Here is a 19,999-nt window from a genome sequence, read left to right on the forward strand (position 1 = left end):
TCGACGCCGTTGGAGCTGGGGCTGCGGCCCTGGTAGAGCAGCTGCAGGTTGCACGGGTCGACCGTCATGGTCTGGTCGGCGCTGGTGCGCAGGAGCTCACCGTGGCTGATGTCGTTGGTCCAGGTCGCGCCACTGTTGGCCTTGCCCGCGAACGGGTTGGACTCGGTGGTGGCGTTCGGGGTCCACGTGCCGCCCAGGCTGGTGGCGGTGAAGGAGCGGAAGTAGCGGCCCTGCGAGCCGATCGCCTCGACGATCATCAGGTAACGCTGCTGGCCGGCCAGCTTGTAGACCTGGACCGCCTCGAACAGGTTGTTCGTGGTGTCGGTCATGATGGTCTGGTAGCTGGTGCCGAAGCTGCCCGGGAAGTTGCCGATCGGCATGCTGGCCCGGTAGATGCGGCCGTTGTCACCGGCGAAGAACAGGTACATGTTCTGGTCGTCGCCGATGAGCGCCTGGTCGATCGGACCGGTCTGCGAGTTGGAGATGCTGCCCGAGAACAGCGTCTGCGGCGAGGACCAGCCGTTGGCGTTGGTCGGGTTGGAGGAGGTCCGGTAGGAGAACGCCGGGCCACCCCACTGGTAGGCCAGCACCCAGATGCTCTTGGGCGCGAAGTAGAACAACGACGGCGCGACCGTGCCCGAGGTCATCGCGTTCTGGCTCGCCGAGGCCATCTGCGAGTAGTTGGTGAACAGCCCGAAGTTCATCGAACCCCAGCTCGACCCGAAGTCGTGCGTGGTGGCGTACACGAGCTGCTGCCCGTTGTAGGGCGCGACGGTGAAGTCCTTCAGCGACACCCAGCCCGAACGCGGCTGCGCCAGCGCGCCGGTGGACGTCCACCGGTAGGTCGTGGGCAGGTTGCAGCCGCCGGTGGGCGAGGGCGACGGCGAGGGCGACGGGCTGGGGTTGCCGCCGCCGACCTGGACGAGCTGCCACTGCTGGTTGTTGCCGCCCCAGTCGTCGTACTGGACGATGTTGGCGTTGTCGGCCGTGGACGCGCCCTGCACCTCAAGCGCCTTGTTGCTGTGGCGCGCGATGAAGCGCACGTAGCCGCCCGCGCTGTCGGCCAGGCGCCACTGCTGGTTGGTGCCGTTGCCGTCGCTCCACTGGATGATCGCCGCGCCGTTGGCGGTGGAGACGCCGGAGACGTCGAGCACCTTGCCGCTGTGGCGGGACTTGATCCGGTAGTAGCCGCCGCCGGAGTCGACGAACTGCCACTGCTGCTGGTTCTGGTCGTTGCGGGTCCACTGGGTGATGCGGGCGCCGTCGTTGGTCGCCAGGTTGTAGACGTCGAGGGCCTTGCCGCTGTTGCGGTTGACCAGGACGTACCAGGCGTTGGTGTCGACGGTGGCCGCGTTGGCCGACGGTAAGGCCACGAACAGCGCCGCCACCAGAGCGGCGATGACGGCAATGGGTTTGAACTTCACTCTTTACTCCGATTTCATCCGACTTGGACGAGTTGCCACTGCTGGTTGGCGCCGTTCCAGTCGTCGTACTGGACGATGTTGGCGCCGTCGGCCGTGGAGGCTCCCTGAACCTCCAGGACCTTGTTGCTGTGCCGGCTGACGAGGCGGACGTATCCGCCGCTGTCGGCCACACGCCACTGCTGGTTCGTGCCGTTGAGGTCGGTCCACTGGACGATCGCCCCGCCGTTGGCGGTGGAGAAGCCGGAGACGTCCAGCACCTTGTTGCTCAGGCGGGACTTGAGCCGGTACCAGCCGCTTCCGGAGTCCACGAACTGCCACTGCTGGTTGGTGCCGTTGTTGCGGGTCCACTGGGTGATGCGGGCGCCGTCGGCCGTGGACAGGCCGTAGACGTCGAGCGCCTTGCCGCTGGTGCGGTTGAGCAGCACGTACCACGCGTTGGTGTTGATCGGCCCGCCCGGCGTCGGGGTGGGCGTCGGGGACGGGGTGCTGCCGTTGTTGAGCGCACTCAGGACCGAGTTGTACGCGGCCTTCTTGTTGCCCGAGGAGTCGAACAGCAGCGGGTTCTCGCCGGTTCGCCAGGAGTCGCTGTCGCGGATGCCCCACACCGTGATGCCGTTGCACCGCGCCACGTTCAGGCAGGCACGGGTCACCGTCGCGAAGATGTTGGCCTGGTTGGAGCCCTGCGCGACGTCCAGTTCGGTGATCTGGACGTCGACGCCGAGGTCGGCGAAGCGCTGGAGGTTGGCCTGGTAGTCACCGGAGATCGAGGTGCCCAGGTGGGACTGGAAGCCGACGCAGTCGATCGGGACGCCGCGCTGCTTGAAGTCGCGCACCATGTTGTAGATGCCGGTGCTCTTGGCGTTGATCCCGTCGGTGTTGTAGTCGTTGTAGCAGAGCTTGGCCCCGGGGTCGGCCGCCCGCGCGGCCCGGAAGGCCGCCTCGATCCAGTCGTTGCCGGTGCGCTGGAGGTTGGAGTCGCGGCGTCCGCCGCTGCCGCCGTCGGCGAAGGCCTCGTTGACGACGTCCCAGGAGTGGATCTTGCCCCGGTAGTAGGTGGCGACCCGCGTGACGTGGTTGATCATCGCGCTGCGCAGGTCGGAGCCCTCCATCCCGCGCGCCCAGGTCGGCTCCTGCTGGTGCCAGAGCAGGGCGTGGCCGCGGATCTTCATGCCGCGCGAGATCGCGTGGTTGGCGATCCGGTCGCCATTGCTGAAGTTGAAGCTGTTGCGCGACGGCTCGGTCGCGTCCCACTTCATCTCGTTCTCGGCGGTGACCTGGTTGAACTCCCGGTTCAGGATGTTCATGTACGTCGAGTCGCCCATCCGGCCCGCGGCGATGGCCGCGCCGAAGTAGCGCCCGCCGCGTTCGGCCGCCGAGGCGCCCAGTGTCGAGGCGGCGTCGGCCGGCCCGGTGAGCGTCACCGACAGGCCGGCGCCGAGCAGCGCCGCGGTGACCAAGGACAAGATTCGTTTCATGAACGGGGTCGCCTTTCTTGGGTAGGTGGTCGCCCGGTCGCCCGGTCCGTCGTCCTGCCACGAACGGACCGGGCGGCTGAGAACGGCTAGGGAGTGGTGAGGTCGAAGCGGTTCACGGTCACCGCTCCGCCGAGCGCGCTGGTGGCGTAGTTGAAGATGCCGAACCGGTAGCCCATGAAGAACTGCCAGGCGTTGTTCAACGTGAAGGCCGGGCCGAGCGTGGTGAAGTTCGTCCCGTCGGTGCTGTAGGAGAAGCGGGCGGTGCGTCCGGAACCCGGCCGGATGTCGGCGTTCACCCGCAACCAGATCTTGCCGCCCGAGATGTTCGCGCCCGCCTGTTCGCTGCCGGTGCCGGTGGTCGCCCAGCTGCTGTTCATCGTCAGCCCGTTGGTCATCGAGACCCGGTAGGCGCCGTTGTCGCGTCTGACCCCGATCCAGGCCGACTGGTCACGCAGCATCGCCAGGCCGGCCCGGTCGCCGTTGGCCATCTGCGAGTAGTCGAGCTCGATCGTCGCCGTGGACGTCGGTCCCTGGATGCGGTGGGTCAGCGTGTTGCGGGCGTTGTAGAGGTCGTTGGTCACGGTCGCGGTCTGCAGGCGCAGGCCGTTGCCGGTGGAGAAGCGGCTCGTGTCGGGGTTGTGGTTCCACTCCCACCGGTGGCCGAGGCTGCTCCCGGAGAAGGTGTCCGGGCCGATCATCGAGGCGACCGTGCGGTTGGTCTGGATGTTCGGCTTGGGGTAGTTCACGCCCCAGCCGCCGTTCACCGTCTGGATCACCGGCCAGTCGTTCACCCAGTTGATCGGCGCGAGCGCCGGCACCCGGCCGCCCGGGTAGGCGTCGACGAAGGACATGTAGTACCAGGCGCCGCTCTGGGTCTGGACCAGCCCGCCCTGGTGCGGCGTGCCGCCGCCGGAGATCGGGCTGGGCATGTTGAGCAGGACCTGCTGCATCGTGTACGGGCCCCACGGCGAGGTGGAGCGCAGCACGTACTGGCCGTTGGCGGGGCGGGTGAGCCAGATGTAGTAGTAGTTGCCGCGCTTGTAGAAGCGCGCGCCCTCCAGGGTGCCCACGCTGCTCGGGGTCTGGAAGACCTGCTGGGCGCGCACCTGGCTGAGGCCGTCGGCCGAGAGCTGGGCGACGCTGATCGTCCCGTTGCCGTAGGCGACGTACATCGTGTCGTTGGTGTCGATCAGCAGGCCGGCGTCGTAGTAGCACTGGTTCATCCGGGCCCGCTTGGTCCACGTGCCGTCGACGGCCGAGGCGGTGTAGACGTAGGTGCGGTTGAACTCGGTGCAGCCGTACCAGTAATAGGTGCTGTTACTGGGCCGGTAGTTCAGCGTCGAGGCCCAGATGCCCTTCACGTACGCGCGCCCGCCGTTGAGGTCGTAGGCGTTCGAGTCGAAGTCGAGGCGCGGGACCGAGTGGCCCGCGTACTCCCAGTCGACCAGGTTGTAGGAGCGCAGGATCGGCGCGCCCGGCGAGTAGTGCATGGTCGAGGCGGAGTAGTAGTAGGCGTCGCCGACCCGGATGATGTCGCCGTCGGCGAAGTCCTGCCAGACCACCGGGTTGGTGTAGTTGCCGCCGGGGTTGGGCGTGGGAGTGGGCGTGGGGGTCGGGGTGGCACCGCCGACCGGCACGAACTGCCACTGCTGGTTGGCGCCGCCCCAGTCGTCGTACTGGACGATGTTGCCGCCGTCGGCCGTGGAGGCGCTCTGCACTTCCAGGGCCTTGTTGCTGTGCCGCGCGATCAGCCGGACGTAGCCGTCGGGGGAGTCGGCGAGCCGCCACTGCTGGTTGGTGCCGTTGAGGTCGGTCCACTGGACGACGGCCGCGCCGTTGGCGGTGGAGACGCCGGAGACGTCGAGCACCTTGCCGCTGAGGCGCGACTTCACGCGGTAGTAGCCGCCGCCGGAGTCGACGAACTGCCACTGCTGCTGGTTGCCGTTGTTGCGGGTCCACTGGGTGATGCGGGCCCCGTCGTTGGTCGCCAGGTTGTAGACGTCGAGGGCCTTGCCGCTGTTGCGGTTGATCAGCACGTACCACGCGTTGGTGTCGACCGTCGCGGCCGACGCCTGCTGGGTGGTGATGAACGCACCCACCAGCAGTAACGAGGAGAGGATCGCCAGCAGGCGTCTCACAGGAACCTCCAGAGGTTGTTGGCCGAGCCGTTGTCGTCCGAGAGCACGACTTGTGCGCCCTGCGCCGTCCCGCTGAGGCCGAGGACCCGGCCGCCGTTGGCGCACTGGATGCGGAAGGCGGCGTTGGACCCGTACCGCAGGCGCCAGCGGTGGTCGCTGGTGCCGTTGTCGGCCCACTGCACGACGCGGGAGCCGGCGGCGGTGGCGGCGTTCTCCACGCCGAGCACCTTCTGGCTGTTGGAGTTGCGCAGGCGCAGGTAGCCGCCGGTGTCGACGATCGCCGTCCACAGGTGGTCGGCGGTGCCGGTGTCGCCCCACTGCACGACGAGCGCGCCGTCGGCGGTGGACATGTTCGTGACGCCCAGGACCATGCCGGTGCCGACGTTCTGGATGCGCCGCGCGCCGTTCGGCACGAACCGCCACAGGTTGTCGCCGCTGCCGTTGTCGGAGTCCTGGACGGCCTGCGCGCCGTTGGCCGTGGAGCCGTTCTGGGTGCCGAGCAGCTTGGAGCTGTTCACGTTGCGGATCTTGACCGCGCCGTCGCCGTTGTCGGTGATCGTCCAGCGGTGGTCGGCGGTGCCGTTGTCGGCCCACTGGAGCACGCGGGCGTTGTCGGCCGTCGACATGTTCTCGACGCCCAGCACCTTGTTGCTGTTGACGTTGCGGAAGCGCAGGGCGTTGCCGTCGACGATGGGCACCCAGTCGTGGTCGGCGGTGCCGTTGTCGGTCCACTGCAACGCGAGGCCGCCGTCGGCGGTGGACATGTTCTGGATGCCGAGCGCCAGGCCGCTGGCCGCGTTGATCAGGCGGAAGCTGGCCGAGCCGCCGCCACCCCCGCCGCTGGTGGCGAAGTAGACGACGTAGTTGTGGTTGTGCGCGTCGTAGAACGGGCCGAGGTTGATCGAGCCGTTGGCGGTGAACGCCAGCGACGACGTGCTCGTGCGGGTGATCGTCGAGGGGGTCAGGGCCGGGGCCGCCGACAGGGAGGTGTTGCCGTAGTTGCCCGACAACACGACCGGGCCGTACACGATCGCCTGGAGGTTCGGGTTGTCGTTGGCGGCCTTCATGACCACGCGCATCGGGAGCTGCACGGTCACGGTGTCGCCCGAGGTCCAGGTGCGGGTCAGGGCCGCGTAGGTGCCCGGGGTGGTGGTGATGTTCTGCTGCACCCCGTTGACGCTGATCGTCGCGCCCAGGGTCCAGCCCGGGATGCGGATCTGCATCGTCCACGAGCCGCTCACGTTGCCGGTGACCTGCAACGACGTGGTGTCGGTGACCGGGTAGGAGGTGGTCTGGGTGACCGTGATGCCGCGCTGCGACCAGTTGAGCGTCGAGGGCTGGAACAGGTTCACGAACAGCGTGGTGCCGTTGTGGAAGTAGATCGAGTCCATCAGCTTGGTGTTGGTCTCGATGCCGGTGCCCTGGCAGCACCACATGGAGTTGTAGTCGGTGCTCCAGGTGCCGCCGCCCCAGGCCGGGCCGACGCCGCGCCGCCCGCCGGGGTTGAGCGGGGTGAAGTAGGTGACGTGGCCGCGTGCGTCGGCCGGGTTCTGCTGCCCGATCAGGTGATTGATCAGCGCGTTCTCGTAGAAGTCGAAGTAGTCGGCCCGCGACGGGTTGAGCTGCCAGAGCTCCCGGGTGAGCTTGAGCATGTTGTAGGTGTTGCACGCCTCCCCGGTGTCGCGGCTCAGGTAGCCGGCGATGGCGTTGGGGGCGCGGAAGTGCTCGGCCTGGCTGTTGGAGCCGTTGACGTAGCTGTGCGCGTTGACGGTCATGGTCCAGGCGTTGGACGCGATGTCGCGGTAACGCGTCGTGCCGGTGGCCTTGTACTCGCGGGCCGCGCCGATCCACTTGGGCACCTGCGTGTTGGCGTGCAGGCCGTTGAGCTGGTCCTGGTTGTTGGCCAGCGGGTTGAAGACGGCGGCGTGGTCGAACCGCTGGGCGGTGGCCAGCCAGCGGGAGTCGCCGGTCATCTGGTAGATGTCGGTCAGCACGGCGTTCATGCCGCCGAACTCGGTGCCGAGCATCGACTGCATCTGGCTCGACGACAACCGCGCGGTCCGGGTGTCGACCCAGCCGGCCAGGTTCAGCAGCACCGTCCTGGCCTCGGTGTTGCCGATCAGCCGCCACACGTCCAGCAGCCCGGCGAGCGTCTTGTGGATGCAGTAGTAGGGCACGTTGCCGTTCGACAGCGTGCGGTTCTCCACCGCGGTGATGTCCGACTCGGGGAAGCCCGACAGGTAGCCGTTGGACGCCTGGCACTTGGCCAGCTCGGCGACCATGTAGTTGGCCTTGTCCCGGCAGGTCGTGTCGCCGAGCACGGCGTAGGCCTGCGCCCAGGCGGTCAGGAAGTGGCCCTGCATGTGGGAGCGGAAGGGGAAGTTCGGGGCGTCCCACCCGCCGTTGGACGCGGCCCCGTTCGTGGATCGGCCGTGGTTGGCGCGGAAGACGTACAGCAACCGGTCGACGTCGACGAACCGCAGGTAGGCGAGGGTACGGTTCTGGTTGTCGAGCCAGCGGCCGGAGGTGAGCCGCACCTGGCCGAGGTCGAATTCGTAGGCGGACACGCCGATGTCGGCGCGCGCCCAGGGAAGTGCGGCCTGGGCGGCGGAGGCACCGATCACCTGGCCGGCGGCCGAGAACGCGACGGTCGCGCCCGCGGCCTGGAAGAGCTGGCGACGGCTCAAGGACATGGGGGAGCTCCTCGGGTATGGGGTGAGACGACCGGCGGGTTGGTGGTCCTCACAACCGGTCATCGGCTTTCACCTGGTCAGGCCGGGTGACGGCCGGTGAATTCTGTTAGCGATAACATTCAGCGCCGGAAAGCGCCCGGCGGAATATTGCCGTTCGTGCGGTGCTCAGACGGGGAAGCGCCTGCACCGGTGGGGTGCGAACGTGGCCGGCGCGGCCGCGTCGCGCTCGGGGACCGTCTCGGGGCCGGCCTCGGCGGCGGCCTGGTGTGCGTCCGCCGAGTCGCCCCGCCTGTCTGTGGCGGGGGTGGCGCGGACATAACCGCCGTTCGGCGGGGTGGTCGCCGGGACGCCGGCCTTGCGGGCGTGGACGACGGCGAGGACGGGGGTTCGTCGGGAAGAGGGCGCGATGGTCAGGATCGCGGTGGGGAGCATGCCGGTTCCTTGGGGGGTGAGGAGTCAGCAGGTAGGGCGGTCGGGACGACGCAGATGATCACTGAAAATCTGTTATCGCTAACATTCGTGATCTCAGAGATCCATGGTCTGCTCCTGCGGGGGTTCGCGGGTCGCCTGAGTACACCCAACTGCCGATTCGGCGTCAACAGTGCCGCCACCCTCGCTGAGCTGGGCATTACCGGCAAGACAGCGCCCGGCCTGCTCATTCGCCCCGAGGGGGGCCGCACCTTTCGGTCCGTGCATGTGAAAATTTCATAGAAGTTACCAGTTGGCAACCGTAGATTTCCGCGAGGGTTCGGACGGATGTCAGGGAGGGTCCGGGCAGGTCGCTAAAAAGTTTCAGACAAATTGCGAAAAGTTTCGGCCGCCGGGCCGCGCCGCGATGGGAACGGTTGGCGCCAGCAGCGCAAACGACGCCGCGTGACGTCCGAAAACACCCATAGAATTCCGCTATGACCTCGACCGACGATGCCCCCCACGCCGGTCCGGCGTCCTCCGAAGCCCTGACTCTCTCACAACTCGCCGAGATGGCCGGCGTCTCGGTCGCCACCGTCTCCAAAGTCGTCAACGGACGGTCCGAGGTCGGCTCCGACACCCGGGCGTTGGTCGAGGGCCTCATCAGGGAACACGGGTTCCGGCGGCAGCGCCGCCGGGTGAAGCCCGCCGGCCTGATCGAGCTCGTCTTCCACGAACTGGCGGGCGACTATCCGATAGAGATCGTCAAGGGCGTGAAGTCGGTGGCCGGGCAACACGGCCTGAGCGTGGTGGTCTCCGAGCTCGGCGGCCGGCACGTCCCCGGTCAGCAGTGGATCCAGGACGTGCTCAGCCGCCGTCCCGCCGGAGTCATCACGGTCTTCTCCGGGCCGACCGAGGAACAGCGTGTGCTGCTCGCGACCCGTGAGGTCCCGCTGGTCGTGCTCGACCCGGCCGGAGACCCCGGCCGGGGGGTGCCGTCGGTGGGCGCCACCAACTGGAGCGGCGGGCTTGAGGCCACCCGCCACCTCCTCGAACTGGGGCACCGGCGGATCGCCATGATCACCGGCCCCGGCTTCGCCCTCTCCAGCCGGGCCCGCCTCGACGGCTACCGCGCCGCCCTCGACGCCGCCGGAGTGCCCGTCGATCCCGACCTGATCTGCCATGGCGACTTCCAGGTCGAGGACGGCGTCGTGCACACCGAGCGGCTGATGGAGCTGCCGCAGCCGCCCACCGCGATCTTCACCGCCAACGACGGGCAGGCGATCGGCGTCTACCACGCCGCCCACCGGCTGGGCCTGCGCATCCCCGACGACCTCAGCGTGGTCGGTTTCGACGACATGCCTCCGTGGAGGTGGGCCATCCCGCCGCTCACGACCGTGCGCCAGCCGTTGACCGAGATGGCGGCGACGGCGGCGCTCATGCTGATCCACCTCGCCGAGGGGGAGCCCCTCCTCCAGCGGCGGGTGGAACTCGGCACCGAACTGGTGGTCCGGGGGAGCACCGCCCCGCGCCGGGGCTGAGCACACGTCACTTCCGCAACGACGACCAGGCGCCGTGGCCGGCCACGCGGAGCACGGCCGACAGGCCGGCCTCGTCGAAGGCGGTCTCCACCTCGGCCCGGCCCTCGGTGAAGTGCGTCCACCCGTCGTAGTGGGCGGGGATCACCACGTCGACGTCCAGCACGGCGGCGGTCGCGGCGACCCGCCGGGCGTCCATCGACACCGGGCGTTCCCGGAACTTGCCCGTCACCCGCGCCGCCCCCGCGTTCAGCACCGCGGCGTCGATCTCCGGCACGCGGCGGGCGATCTCGCCCACGGTGCGCATCGAGGCGTTGTCGCCGCTCACGTAGACCGTCGGCAGGCCCCGGCCCGACAACACGAAGCCGGTCACCTCGCAGTTGACGAAGCCGTCGGCGTCGCGTTCGCCGTCCTCCGGGCCGTGGACGGCCGGCACCGCCAGCACGAACAGGTCGCCGCCGCCGTCGGGACGCGGCACGGTGAAGGTCGTCCAGGGCGCGAGGCCGGTCGCGCCCAGCCGGGCGGCGGCGCCCGGCGTCGTCAGCGTGAGGACCGCCTCGGAGGCGAAGGCGCGGCCCCGGTCGTCAAGGTTGTCAGGATGCGCGTCATGGCTGACCAGCACCATGTCGACGAAACCCAGTCCCGTCTCATCGACCACAGGGGGAAGGGTTTTGGTCAGGTAGCCGTGCGGTCCGGGAGCGTCGAAAGTGGGATCCACGACTATCCGCAGGCCACCCATGTCGATGACGGTCGTGGGACCGCCCAGAACCGTCGCCGCGCACTCTTGCCTCGGCAGGTTCTGCTCATTACCTCGCTCGCTCACGGTCCAATGCTGCCGGTCGGCGCGTCCCCCCAGCGGCCGACACACCGCCCTGGTCGACCACCGAACCGCAGGTGGAAGGCCATTTATCAGCTAAAGCGCGCGGCGTCCCAATCTGGACAGCCCACTTGGCAATATCTCATCTAGCGGGACAAATAAGAGCTAACTAAACTCCCTGACAGATCGGAACGTTCTAAGCCGAACGGTCCGGTTATCGTCAACCAACCGGGGAGGGTTGCAGCCCTTTTGCGCGTCCATTTTCGGACGCTGCCCGGGGGGTGGCGCGATTCCTCCTTGTGCGGTGACGAGTCCCCCAGCACCCATGGAGGTTTCGTGTCAAGGTTAAGACTGACCGTCGCCACGGCCGCCGCAGTCGGCCTGGTGGCTGCGTTGGTCCCGGCGGGTTCGGCGATCGCCGAACCCACCCCGACTCCCACGCCCTCGTTCACCGCCGTCCCGCTGACCGACCCCGAGGTGGTCACCGGGGCCAAGTCGCTGACCGGCCAGCTCGCCAAGAGCGACGAAGCGCTGCTCAAGGCGACCTCGACGAAACCGGTGAACGTCGTCGTCAAGCTCGACTACGACTCGCTCGCCGCCTACAAGGGCGGGGTCAGCGGATACGCCGCGACCAGCCCCAGCGCCACCGGCAAGGGGCTCGACCCCGAGAGCGCCGCGGCCGAGAAGTACGTGAAGCACATCGAGGGCATCGAGAACAAGTTCCTGGCCGCGCTGCCGGGCGAGGTCGCGGGAGCCAAGGTCGGCCAGAAGCTCCGCACCGTCTACGGCGGCGTCGCGCTGACCGTCCCGGAGAACGAGGCCAAGGACCTGCTGAAGCTGCCCGGTGTGGCGGCCGTGCAGCGGGACGGCCTGGAGCAGCCGCTGTCGACCGACGAGAGCGAGGCCATCGACGCCACGCCGGTCTACAACAGCCTCGGCGGTGCGCCGAATTCGGGCAAGGGCGTCATCGTCGGCATCCTCGACTCAGGCCTCTGGCCGGAGCACCCCATGATGGCCGACACGCCCGGCCTCCCGACGCCCCCGGCCAAGGCCGACGGCACCCCGCGGACCTGTGACTTCGGCGACAACCCGCTGACCCCGGCGGCCGACGTCTTCGTCTGCAACAACAAGCTGATCGGCGGCCAGCCGTTCCTGGACACGTACAACCTCGTGGTCGGCGGCGACGTCTACCCCGACTCGGCGCGTGACTCCAACGGCCACGGCACCCACACCGCCACCACCGCCGCCGGCGGCCCGGTCGCGGACGCCAACCCGCTCGGCATCTCCCGCGGCGCGACCCACGGCATCGCCCCGGCCGCGCACGTCTCCGTCTACAAGGTCTGCGGCGCCGAGGGCTGCTACCAGACCGACTCGGCCGCGGCCGTCGGCCAGGCCATCCTCGACGGCGTCGACGTGATCAACTTCTCGATCTCCGGTGGCGCGAACCCGTACACCGACCCGGTCGAGCTCGCGTTCCTCGACGCCTACGCCGCGGGCGTGTTCGTCGCCGCCTCGGCCGGCAACGCCGGTCCCGGCGCGGCCACGACCGACCACCGCTCGCCGTGGGTGACCACCGTCGCGGCCAACACCCAGAAGCGCACCTTCGAGTCCACCATCACCTTCAGCGGTGGCGGCCCGACCATCAAGGGCGCCTCGATCACCGCCGGCGTCCCCTCGGCGACCCCCGTGGTGCTGGCCTCGGCGCCGCCGTACAGCGACGCGCTCTGCCTCACCCCCGCGCCTCCCGGCCTGTTCAGCGGGAAGATCGTGGCGTGTGAGCGCGGCCCGAACCGGGTGCTCAAGGGCTTCAACGTGAAGCAGGGCGGCGCGGTCGGCATGATCCTTTACAACAGCACGCCGCTCGACATCATGACCGACAACCACTGGCTGCCGACCGTCCACATCGACAAGCCGGCGACCGACGTCCTGCTCGCCCACCTCGCCGCCACTCCGGGGGCGACGGCGACCTTCACGCAGGGCACCAAGACCAACTGGCAGCGCGACGTCATCACCACGTTCTCCTCGCGCGGCCCCGGCGGCGACTTCCTCAAGCCCGACGTCACCGCGCCCGGTCTGCACATCCTCGCCGGTCACACCCCGACCCCCGAGTCCCCGCTGGAGGGCCCGCCCGGGAACCTCTACCAGGTGATCGCCGGCACCTCGATGTCGTCCCCGCACGTCGCGGGCGCGGCGGCGCTGGTGTTCGCGGCCAACCCCGGCTGGACCCCCGGCCAGGTCAAGTCGGCCCTGGAGACCACCGCCCGCACCAACGTCACCAAGCAGGACCGGGTCACCCCGGCCGACCCGTTCGACATGGGCGGCGGTCGCATCGACCTGAGCCAGGCGTACAACTCGGTGCTGACCATCGACGAGAGCGCGGCCGACTTCGCGATCTCCGCCGACGACCCGCTGAACCGCATCGACCTGAACATCCCGTCGGTGAACGCGCCCACGATGCCGGGCCAGATCACCACCACGCGCACCGTCAAGAACGTCACGGGCGAAGAGGTCGAGTACACCTCGCGCGGCAAGACCACCACCGCCGGCACGCACATCACCGTCACGCCGGAGCGTTTCACCGTCCCCGCGGGCGGCACCAAGGAGCTGACCATCACGATCAGCGCCCCCGACGTCCCGGACGGCCAGTACTTCGGTGAGATCGACCTCCGCCAGGAGGACGGCAACAAGGACCACCGCATCCCGGTGGCCTTCTACCGCCAGGAGGGCGCGATCCCGGTCGACCAGACCTGCGCCCCCTCGACCATCGCCAAGAACGCCGAGTCGACCTGCACCGTCACCGTCTCGAACGGCACCCTGAACGACACCGAGGTCACCGCCACCAGCGTGCTCGACGGCCGCCTGCGGCTGAACAGCGTGACCGGCGCGACCCAGGTGAACAGCCAGGAGGCCACGGTCACCACCACGCTCGACGGCCGCCAGCCCGACGCGCCGGTGATCACCCCGGGCGGTCTGTTCGGCTACCTCCCGCTCGACGCCTTCGGCACCGCCCCGACGCCGGTCGGCGACGAGCAGGCCGTGAACTACAACGTCCCGGCCTACCGGTTCGCCGGTCAGACGTTCACCCGGATCGGCATCACGTCCAACGGCTACCTCGTGGCCGGCGGCACCAACGGCTCGGCGGACATCCAGTTCAGCCCGCAGACGCTGCCCGACGACACCCGCCCGAACGGCGTGCTCGCGCCGTTCTGGACCGACCTCGACGGCACCGGCGCCCCCGGTGTCTACGCGACCACGCTGACCGACGGCGTGTCCGACTGGATCGTGGTCGAGTGGCGCCTGCGCCTCTACGGCACCAACACGCTCCGCACCTTCCAGGCGTGGATCGGCGTCAACGGCGTCGAGGACATCAGCTTCGCCTACCCGGGCCCGCTGCCCTACCCGGGTGACGCCTACGGCCTGACCGTGGGCGCGGAGAACTCCGACGGCACCGCCGGCAGCCAGATCCCGGCGGGCACCGGAGTGACGTCCGACTACACCATCACCAGCACGCCCGGCGCCCCGGGCGAGACCCTCACCTACACGATGAAGGTCAAGGGCGCCATCACCGGCGTCGGCTCGGTGACGACCTCGGTCGTCACCGACCAGGTCAAGGGCGTCACCGTGGAAGTCGACAAGATCACCGTCCAGTAGCACCGGAGCGGTGGGCGGGCCCGGCGGTTCTCCGCCGGGCCCGTTTCCCTTGCAGGGGCGCATCGTAGAGTCCTGCTATGACTTCCACCCGGTATGCACCAAACGGCATGGTTTGCACCATTGACCACCTCGCGTCGGCCGCGGGTCTGGTCGTACTGGAGAAGGGCGGGAGCGCCGCCGACGCGGCGGTGGCGGCGAACGCGGTGCTGGCGGTCACCGCGCCGCACATGTGCGGCCTGGGGGGTGACCTGTTCGCCCTCGTCCACGACGGATCGGGGGTGCACGCCCTGAACGCCTCGGGACGCGCCGGCAGCGGCGCGGACCCCGCCCGGTTGCGGGCGGAGGGGCATGACCGGATGCCGCACCTGTACGACATCAGATCGGTCCCCGTGCCCGGATGCGTCGACGGCTGGCTCGCCCTGCACGGCAGATTCGGCCGGTTGCCACTCGCCGAGGTGCTGGCCCCGGCGATCCGCCTGGCGGCCGACGGCTTCCCGGCCTCGCCGCTGCTGGCCCCCGGCGCCTCGTTCATCGGCACGATGCAGGGCGACTACGCCTACGTGCGGAACGTCGGCGACCCGATCAGGAGGCCGGGCGCGGCCCGGGTGCTGGAGGCCGTCGCCGCGACGGGCCGGGCGGGCTTCTACCAGGGCGAGTTCGGCCAGGGCCTGCTGAAGCTGGGTGGCGGCGAATACACCCCCGACGACCTCGCGCGGGACCAGGCCGAATGGGTGACGCCGCTGTCGGCGAGCGTCTTCGGCCACGGCGTCCACACCATTCCGCCCAACTCCCAGGGGTACCTGCTGCCGCTCGCCCTCAAGATCCTGGAGGGCCTCGACGTCCCGGCCGACCCCGCCGACCCGGCCTGGGCCGCTCTGCTGATCGACGTGGCCGTGGCCGCGGGGCACGACCGGCTCGACGTCCTGTACGAGAACGCCACCGCCCCCCTCGACACCGCCGAGGCCCGCCGGGCCCTGGTCGGCACCCCCGGCCTGACCGCTCCGGCGAAGAAGGGCGACACCACCTACCTCTGCGCCGTCGACGCGGACGGCATGGGCGTCTCGCTGATCCAGTCGAACGCGGCCGGGTTCGGCAGCCTCCTGTTCGAACCGTCGACCGGGATCAACCTGCACAACCGCGGCATCGGCTTCTCCCTGACCGAAGGCCACCCGGCCGAATACGGCCCCGGACGCCGCCCGCCGCACACCCTCGCCCCCGCCCTGATCACCCGCCCGGACGGCTCGCTGCGCACCGTCATCGGCACCATGGGCGGCGACGCCCAGCCGCAGATCCTCCTGCAACTGGTGACGCGCCTGCTCGTCCACGACCAGACCCCCGGCGAGATCATCGGCGCCCCGCGCTGGGTGCTCGGCTCGGAGACCGGCTTCGAGACCTGGCGGAGCACCGAGCACGTCGTCGAGGTCGAGGACGGCGCCCCCTGGGAGGCGGGCCTGGGCGAGCGGGGGCACCGGACCGTGCGGGAGAACTACGGCGACGGGTTCGGGCACGCCCACCTGATCGACGTGCTGCCCTCCGGCGTGCTGGCGGGGGCGGCCGACCCCCGGGCGAAGATCGGCGCGGCCCTCGGGCGGTGAAACAGGGATGATCCGTGAGGTTCGTGGCGTTCGCGTTGTCGACGCCACTTACCCCGCGTACACGGAGAACCCCACTCATGACCGACCAGGCGACCAAGACCCTGCGTTCCACCTTCGACGAGCTCGCCGCGCAGGTCCGCGCCTTCGCGCCGGAGGACCTCGTCCGCCAGTCGGGTGCCTCCGACTGGGACGTCTCCCAGGTGCTCAGCCACCTCGGCAGCGGCGCCGAGATCAACCTCGCCGCCCTCGAAGGCGCCCTGGACGGCACCGGCGCCCCGGAGAACGACACGATCCGCGCCATCTGGGCCCGCTGGGACGCGATGTCGCCCGCGGAGCGCGCGAACGCCTTCCTCGACGCCAACGAGAACCACATCGCCCGCCTGGAGGGCCTCGACCCGGCGACCCGCGAGAGCCTGCGCATCGCCCTGTGGTTCCCGATCGACCCGCTCGACGTCGAGACCTTCGCCAAGTTCCGGCTGAGCGAGCTCGCCCTGCACGCCTGGGACGTCCAGGTCACCTTCGACCAGGCCGCCGGGTTGCGCCCGGACGCCACCGACATTTTGCTCGACCGGATCGGCGGCATGCTGGGCTGGACCGCCAAGCCCGACCGGCTGGGCCGCGCGGCCACGCTGGCCGTCCACGTGACCGCGCCCGAGCGGTCGTTCGGACTGGTGATCGGGGAGCAGGCCGAGATCGTGGACGTCCCGGCCGAGCCCGACGCGGTGCTGACCGCGCCGGCCGAATGGTGGTTGCGGCTGGTGACCGGGCGGCACGCGCCCGAGCACACCCCGCCCGTGGTCGAACTCACCGGTTCGATCACTTTGGCGGAACTCCGTCAGGTTTTCCCCGGCTTTTGATCATTAGAGCGGGCCCGGCGAAACTTGTGACACCTGTGACTCCACTGACAGGATGGTCAAGGTGGAGATCAGATATGCGGTGGGCGCGTTGTTCGTGGCCGCCAGTGGTGTTTTAGTCGCCGGGCCCGCTCAGGCTGCGCCGACCGGCCCGGGGATGGTGAAATGCCCGCCCGCGACGAAGACCGTGGGCACCGCGAGCCAGCTCAAGACCGCGCTCGCCAAGGCCCGCCCGGGTGAGGTGATCAAATTGCGGCCCGGCCTCTACCGGGGCAATTTCGTCGCCCAGAAATCGGGCACGCAGAGCCGCCCCATTTTCGTCTGCGGCACCGCCGGATCGGTCATCGAAGGCGGCGGCCCGAAGGGCGGCTACGGTTTCCACATCAACAAGGGGAACTACTGGCGCCTGATCGGTTTCACCGTCAGGAACAGCCAGAAAGGCGTGATGGCCGACCGCACCCGCGGTTCGGTCATCCAGTCGCTGACCGTGCACTCCATCGGCGACGAGGCCATTCACCTGCGCGATTTCAGCACTAAGAACATCGTCCAGTACAACCGCATTTACAACACCGGTCTGCGTAAGCCGAAATTCGGCGAGGGCGTCTACATCGGCACCGCCGAGTCGAACTGGAAGAAATACACCGGCGGCCGGATGGACCGCAGCGACGGCAACTGGGTGCGCGGCAACGAGATCAAATCGACCGCCGAGGCGATCGACGTCAAAGAGGGCACCAGCGGCGGCTGGATCGTCGGCAACGTCTTCGACGGTTCCGCGCTGGTGAACGACGGCACCAACGATTCCTGGGTCGACGTCAAGGGCAACGGCTACGTCATCGAGAACAACCGGGGCCGCCGGACGCCGCTCGACGGATTCCAGACCCACGAGATCGTCGACGGCTGGGGAACCGGAAACGTCTTCCGGCGGAACGTCATCAACCTCTCCGGCGCGAAGGGTGTCGGAATCAACGACACCGTCGGCGGAAACACCATCGCGTGTGACAACAAGGTGACCGGCGGGCCACTACTCAAAAAGGGTGCATGTTCGTAATGGACACTTACGATCGGGTTCGGGAGGTTGCATGAACCTGATCGAAGTGGAAGTCCCGGACTTCCGGGGCATGCAGGCACTCAACGCATGGCTGGTGGGTCACGACGCGGGCGTTCTCCTGATCGGCCCGTCCCCCGACGGCCCCGAATCGGTCATGCACGGCATCGTGACCAGACAGGAACCACTCCCCGGCGCCCGGGTGTCGCGCTGGGACACCGTCAAGGTGTGGATGAGAGACGGCGGTGGCGGCTCGGCGGGAGTCCGTGAACCGCGCACCCCGAAACCGCCGGCCGGCGGACTGGCAGAGGAACTACCGGACCACTGAGACGACCAAGACGGGGAGCCTCGGCTCCCCGTCTGTTTCAGCCCAGACCGTCGTAATAGGGCTTCATCGCCGGGTAGTAGTCGGCGAAATCCGGTGCGGGCGCCCCTTCGCGGGCCGCCACCAGGCAGTCGAGGTAGTACTCCCAGCCCGGCCCCACCTCCCCGGCGCTCGCCGGGTCGATCCTCTGGTGCACGAACAGCAACTCGCTCACCCCGTCGGTCTCGGTGACGGTCAGCTCCACGTGCCAGGCGCCGTGTTCGTCGAGCGACGAGAGGGCCAGCCGCCGGGGCGGCTCACAGGCCTCGACCCGCACGTCGACCCAGGGCGCCCCCTCCTCGGAGGTGAGCTGGATCTGGATCATCGGGTCGGCGTCGCCCCGCCAGGGGCCGAACCAGCGGGCGGTGCGCTCCGATTCGGTGATGCTCGCCCACACGTCGGCGGCCGGGGCCTTGAAGGTGCGGATCAGCTGAAGGTCGGCGCCGAGAAGGCGGCCGGTCGGGTTCACGCGGTCTCCCTGTTGTCGCGGCGGGCCCGGTAGACCTCGGTCTCCAGCGCGTCGAGGCGCTGCTCCCAGCCCGCGGGTGTCATGAGGTCGGTCAACCATCGGTGCAGTTCGGTGAGGCCCTCGGGGTTGAGCGAGTAGTAGCGGTGCCGGCCGGACAGATCGTCGTCGACCAGCCCGCTCTCCCGGAGCACCCGCAGGTGCCGGCTGACGGCGGGCCGGCTGACGGGGAACCGGGCCGCGATCTCACCGGCGGTGAGCCGCTCGTCACGCACCATGCGCAGAATCGCCCGTCTGATCGGGTCGGCGATCGCCTCCGCGGCCTGGTCCATACGAGAAAGCGTAACCCATAGGTTACGCGTTACATAACCCTCGCAGAGGGGGTAGGGGACCGCCATGGGCCGGACATTCGGGGTCGAAGAAGAGTTCCTGCTGGTCGACGGGGTGACGGGAGAACCCGCCCCCGAGGTCGAGAAGGTGCTGGCCGACGCGGGCCCCCATCCCGGCCCCGGCGGGACCTTCAGCGCGGAGTTGTTCCAGACCCAGGTCGAGGCGGCCACCGGCGTCTGCGCCGACCTCCCCGCCCTGCGCGCCCAGTTGTCGGGCGCCCGCACCCGCCTGGCCGAGGCCGCCCACGCCCACGGCCTGCGCCTGGTCTCGGTCGGCACCCCCGTGCTCCCCGGCTCCACGCCGCCCGTCTCCGAGGGCGACCGTTACGCCGACATCGTCGAGGTCCACCGGGCGACGATCAGCGACTACCAGTGCTGCGGATGCCACGTCCACGTGGGCGTGCCCGACCGGGAGACCGGGGTGGCGGTGCTCAACCACGTCCGTCCGTGGTTGCCCACGCTCGTGGCTCTGGGGGCCAACTCCCCGTACGACAAGGGCCGCGACTCCGGCTTCGCGAGCTGGCGGATCGCCGAACAGCTGAGATTCCCCGGCGCCGGCCTGCCGCCCCGCTTCACCGACCTCGCCCACTACGACGAGACCGTCGCCCAGTTCGTCGAGTGCGGCGTCCTGGTCGACCCGGCCATGACGTTCTGGGTGGCCCGCCTGGGCGTCCGCACCCCGACCATCGAAATCCGCGCCGCCGACGCGGCCGGTGCCGTGGACGACGCCGTTGTGCAGGCGCTACTGACCCGAGCCCTGGTGACGACCGCGCTGACCGACCTGGCGGCCGGCCGGGAGGGCCCCGACCTGCCCGAGCCCGTCTGCACGGCGGCCCTGTTCAACGCCGCCCGCAACGGGCTGGCCGGCGCCGGTATCTGCCCGGCCGAGGGGCGCGAGGTCCCGGCGACGGAACTGGTCGACCGGCTGCTGGTCCACGTACGGGACGCGCTGGAGGAGTCGGGGGAGATCGGCGAGGCGCGGCGGCTGCTGGGGTGGATCCGGCGGGAGGGCACGGGAGCCGACCGGCAGCGGCGGGCGGGACGGCGGGGACCGAAGGCGGTCGTCGAGATGCTGGCCCGGCAGACGACGTATTCATAATGTCGGACGCATATTCCTGAGATATCGTCATCCGGTCGAAGCT

15 protein-coding genes are annotated in these 19,999 nt (G+C 69.4%); 7 read left to right on the plus strand and 8 right to left on the minus strand.

What is annotated here, in order from left to right; translation table 11 throughout:
* The 5 genes from GT755_RS25855 to GT755_RS25875 form a co-directional block, all read right to left on the minus strand.
* The coding region (locus tag GT755_RS25855; RefSeq protein WP_161482236.1) for a non-reducing end alpha-L-arabinofuranosidase family hydrolase at positions 1-1,424 on the minus strand (1,424 nt) is incomplete at its 3' end.
* A gap of 14 nt (positions 1,425-1,438) precedes the next feature.
* Positions 1,439-2,899 (minus strand): endo-1,4-beta-xylanase, encoded by a 1,461-nt coding sequence (locus GT755_RS25860; RefSeq protein WP_161482237.1) that lies wholly within the window; start codon positions 2,897-2,899, stop codon positions 1,439-1,441.
* Positions 2,900-2,985: 86 nt separating this feature from the next.
* Positions 2,986-5,037 (minus strand): family 43 glycosylhydrolase, encoded by a 2,052-nt coding sequence (locus GT755_RS25865; RefSeq protein WP_202610542.1) that lies wholly within the window; start codon positions 5,035-5,037, stop codon positions 2,986-2,988.
* A complete protein-coding gene (locus tag GT755_RS25870) occupies positions 5,034-7,730 on the minus strand; it encodes a beta-L-arabinofuranosidase domain-containing protein (RefSeq protein WP_161482238.1) in 2,697 nt (898 codons plus the stop codon). The genes GT755_RS25865 and GT755_RS25870 overlap by 4 nt, the downstream gene beginning before the upstream one ends.
* Positions 7,731-7,895: 165 nt before the next feature.
* Positions 7,896-8,162, minus strand: coding sequence for a hypothetical protein (locus GT755_RS25875; protein WP_161482239.1), 267 nt, complete (start codon positions 8,160-8,162; stop codon positions 7,896-7,898).
* A gap of 473 nt (positions 8,163-8,635) precedes the next feature.
* Here GT755_RS25875 and GT755_RS25880 point away from each other — a divergent pair, with 473 nt between their 5' ends.
* Complete coding sequence (locus GT755_RS25880) at positions 8,636-9,679, plus strand: LacI family DNA-binding transcriptional regulator (protein ID WP_161482240.1); 1,044 nt, start codon at positions 8,636-8,638, stop codon at positions 9,677-9,679.
* Positions 9,680-9,686: 7 nt separating this feature from the next.
* On the opposite strand, the gene GT755_RS25885 is transcribed toward GT755_RS25880, so the two are convergent.
* Positions 9,687-10,499, minus strand: coding sequence for an MBL fold metallo-hydrolase (locus GT755_RS25885; protein WP_328794499.1), 813 nt, complete (start codon positions 10,497-10,499; stop codon positions 9,687-9,689).
* A 330-nt stretch (positions 10,500-10,829) separates the two neighbouring features.
* Between GT755_RS25885 and GT755_RS41285 the strand changes: the two genes are divergently transcribed.
* From GT755_RS41285 to GT755_RS25910, 5 genes are all read left to right on the plus strand, one after another.
* Positions 10,830-14,144, plus strand: coding sequence for a S8 family serine peptidase (locus GT755_RS41285; protein WP_328794500.1), 3,315 nt, complete (start codon positions 10,830-10,832; stop codon positions 14,142-14,144).
* A 107-nt stretch (positions 14,145-14,251) separates the two neighbouring features.
* Entirely contained in the window at positions 14,252-15,739 is a 1,488-nt protein-coding gene (locus GT755_RS25895) for a gamma-glutamyltransferase family protein (protein WP_235967372.1), read from the plus strand.
* Between the two features lie 77 nt (positions 15,740-15,816).
* Positions 15,817-16,596, plus strand: a complete 780-nt coding sequence (locus GT755_RS25900; RefSeq protein ID WP_161482242.1) for a maleylpyruvate isomerase family mycothiol-dependent enzyme — start codon at positions 15,817-15,819, stop codon at positions 16,594-16,596.
* Positions 16,597-16,648: 52 nt separating this feature from the next.
* Positions 16,649-17,641, plus strand: a complete 993-nt coding sequence (locus GT755_RS25905; RefSeq protein WP_161482243.1) for a right-handed parallel beta-helix repeat-containing protein — start codon at positions 16,649-16,651, stop codon at positions 17,639-17,641.
* Positions 17,642-17,672: 31 nt separating this feature from the next.
* Positions 17,673-17,966 carry a PASTA domain-containing protein gene (locus GT755_RS25910; protein ID WP_161482244.1) on the plus strand — a complete coding sequence of 98 codons (294 nt, stop codon included), beginning with the start codon at positions 17,673-17,675 and terminating at the stop codon, positions 17,964-17,966.
* A 37-nt stretch (positions 17,967-18,003) separates the two neighbouring features.
* On the opposite strand, the gene GT755_RS25915 is transcribed toward GT755_RS25910, so the two are convergent.
* Together GT755_RS25915 and GT755_RS25920 are read right to left on the minus strand one after the other, a co-directional pair.
* A complete protein-coding gene (locus tag GT755_RS25915) occupies positions 18,004-18,471 on the minus strand; it encodes an SRPBCC family protein (RefSeq protein WP_328794501.1) in 468 nt (155 codons plus the stop codon).
* Positions 18,468-18,800 (minus strand): metalloregulator ArsR/SmtB family transcription factor, encoded by a 333-nt coding sequence (locus GT755_RS25920; protein WP_161482246.1) that lies wholly within the window; start codon positions 18,798-18,800, stop codon positions 18,468-18,470. Before GT755_RS25920 ends, GT755_RS25915 begins: the two co-directional genes overlap by 4 nt.
* A 64-nt stretch (positions 18,801-18,864) precedes the next feature.
* Between GT755_RS25920 and GT755_RS25925 the strand changes: the two genes are divergently transcribed.
* Complete coding sequence (locus GT755_RS25925) at positions 18,865-19,956, plus strand: carboxylate-amine ligase (protein WP_161482247.1); 1,092 nt, start codon at positions 18,865-18,867, stop codon at positions 19,954-19,956.
* Positions 19,957-19,999 lie beyond the last annotated feature (43 nt).

The organism is Herbidospora solisilvae, from assembly GCF_009901565.1.
GTDB classification, from domain to species: domain Bacteria; phylum Actinomycetota; class Actinomycetes; order Streptosporangiales; family Streptosporangiaceae; genus Herbidospora; species Herbidospora solisilvae.